This is a genomic window from Bradyrhizobium sp. NAS80.1 (assembly GCF_001908205.1).
Classification (GTDB): domain Bacteria; phylum Pseudomonadota; class Alphaproteobacteria; order Rhizobiales; family Xanthobacteraceae; genus Bradyrhizobium.
Genome location: NZ_LGHL01000483.1, coordinates 1 through 2,340, shown reverse-complemented (window position 1 = coordinate 2,340; position 2,340 = coordinate 1). Strand labels below are relative to the sequence as shown.

3 protein-coding genes are annotated in these 2,340 nt (G+C 58.9%); 1 reads left to right on the top strand and 2 read right to left on the bottom strand.

The genetic code is table 11. The features are described from left to right. Positions 1 to 48 precede the first annotated feature (48 nt). Both AC629_RS44410 and AC629_RS44405 read right to left on the bottom strand, forming a co-directional pair. Complete coding sequence (locus AC629_RS44410; RefSeq protein WP_143199967.1) at positions 49 to 543, bottom strand: hypothetical protein; 495 nt, start codon at positions 541 to 543, stop codon at positions 49 to 51. A 144-nt stretch (positions 544 to 687) separates the two neighbouring features. Further along, entirely contained in the window at positions 688 to 1,308 is a 621-nt protein-coding gene (locus AC629_RS44405) for a DUF5666 domain-containing protein (RefSeq protein WP_084810832.1), read from the bottom strand. Positions 1,309 to 1,633: 325 nt separating this feature from the next. On the opposite strand from AC629_RS44405, the gene AC629_RS44400 reads away from it, so the two are divergent. Further along, on the top strand, positions 1,634 to 2,340 hold a 707-nt coding region (locus AC629_RS44400), incomplete at its 3' end, for a molybdopterin-dependent oxidoreductase (protein ID WP_143199966.1).

Below are 2,340 nucleotides of genomic sequence, written 5' to 3'. Positions count from 1 at the left end.
CAGTATGGGCCGCCGCTTCTTGGCCATCATGGTCTCCCAGGGACATGACTACTGAGGGCCCTTCGTGACTGGCCCTTTTGCGGAGCACTTCTGATACACGTTGAGAGTCGCGAACTCAGAACCGATGGAAATACGATTCAAATCTTCTGAGCGAAGGATCAAATTCGAAGGTGTGGGTTGGGTCTGTCCTTGCCCGATGCACTTCAAACGAGCAGAATAAGTTGGCCTGTTTGTGCCAGGCGTTTCGCTCACATTGATAACGCTGCATGAAGTCTGCGAGCTTGTGTAGGATTTGCCTGACAGAGTAATGATCGATTGATCTGCCACGTTAGCACAGGCATCGGCGTTTGGCGCCCATGCTCCCCAGAAAGACTTCGGAATCTCCGCGAGCCGTTTCACATCGGCGACAGCCGGACGTGATCTGATCAACATCGTGGCGGACACACCGACAATCAGCGCGATGATGATGCCGGTCGCGTATTTCATGCCCCTGGCAACTCGCTCCTTGCTATCCGAGTCATCCGTCGCGGTCATGTTGTTCACGGAAATCGCGTTTTCTGACCTTCCGCAAGTGCACCCTGCGCGCCATCTGCAAGCGTTGACCCGGGTCACTTCCGGTCTCGTGCGGCGCAGCAAAACTACATCTCTATTCCATCACCTCGTCGGCGCTTCTCGCTCATGCTGCAGTCACATTGGCGGCGTTAGTCCATCCCGCCCGACGCGCCAGGCGCGACCCTGCAATGTTCCATCGGGCTGCTTGGTCGCGATGATGAGGACTTTCGCGCCCGGCTTGAGATCGCTCTTGTCTCCCGGGGCGTAAGCGACGATGGGTGCATCGGCGGGGACGAAGATTTTCTTCTCCCCGTCCTTGTATTTTAACGTCAACGTGCGCCCATCAACAGCAGCAGCGATCTGTTCAACATTCGCGTTCGTCATCGTGCTCTGGGGCCGAAGATCCCACGGATAGTGTCCTTCACCAGTCCCGCGCATGGCCTCTGGGAAAATGTGTACTTCGAGTGCACTCAAGCTGCCGTCGGCCTTGGGCATGGCGGTAACGCCGACGAACGAGCCCTCCTTGATATCGGAAAGCGACGCCTTGACGATGCCGGCGATCTGCGGCTTTTCGGCAAGCGTCACCTTTAGTTCGGCTCCGTCGCGTGTCTTAACCACGTAGGTAGCGCTATCGATGACGCCTTCGATGGTGCCACGCACCCGTACCGGCGGAGGCTCCTGAGCCCATGCCACGGGCGCCGCCAGAATGGCGGCAAAACCAATCATTCGCAGCGAATACGCTATCGTGCGAGACATCGCTTCCTCCCTGATCGATTTGGAGCACTGGCTTGGCAGCTGCCAGGATGACCCTCGACGACCGGGTCAATTCCATCTCGCGCGCTAGGGATTTCGAGGAACTCTGCCGATCCCTGCGGCATTTGATAGCTGCCAGGACCTAGATTACCACAGTTGCCCCATGTGGGAACCAGGAAGCGCGGCGGACGCGACCCTCGGCGGGGCGGGTTTCGCAAAGGCGAAAGAGTCGGTTCAGCTCGATGTCCGGGTGCCCCATTGGATCAACGCCGTAGCGATGCTTGCGGTGATAGGCTTTGGAAATCTGCGGCCGCTGAGGAGACCAGAGATGTCTCGCTCGAGATCATCGGTGCCCGGGATCGACGCCGAACTGCTGGCCAAGGACGCTGTCAAACTCCTGCCCGAGCCAACCCGTCGCGCCTTCCTGCGGGCCGGCGCAGGCGCTGGCGCGCTCGCCTTTCTGACAGGCTGCGACATCATCGATGGGCCGTCGGTTGAGAATGCGCTGCGCACCGTGTCTCGCTTCAATGATCGGATGCAGGCGCGGCTATTCAACCCGAACCGACTTGCACCGACCTATCCAGAAGCCGCGATCACGCGTCCTTTCCCGTTCAATGCGTATTATCGCGAGGAGAATGCACCCGATATTGACGAAGACGATTACAAACTCTTGATCGACGGTTTGGTCGACGACAAACGGCCGTGGACGCTCGATCGGCTGTACGCGCTGCCCCAGGAGACACAGATCACCCGCCTTGTGTGCGTCGAGGGCTGGAGTGCGGTTGGAAAATGGACGGGAACGCCGCTCCGCGAATTTCTCCGCCGGATTGGCGCCGATACGCGGGCAAAGTACGTGCATTTCACCTGCGCCGAAGGCTATTCGAGCTCCATCGACATGGCCACGGCGCTGCATCCGCAGACGCAGATGACCTTCAAGTACGATGGAGAGGTCCTGCCGCCGAAATACGGTTTTCCGATGCGCCTGCGCATTCCGACCAAGCTCGGCTTCAAAAATCCAAAGCACGTCATCGGGCT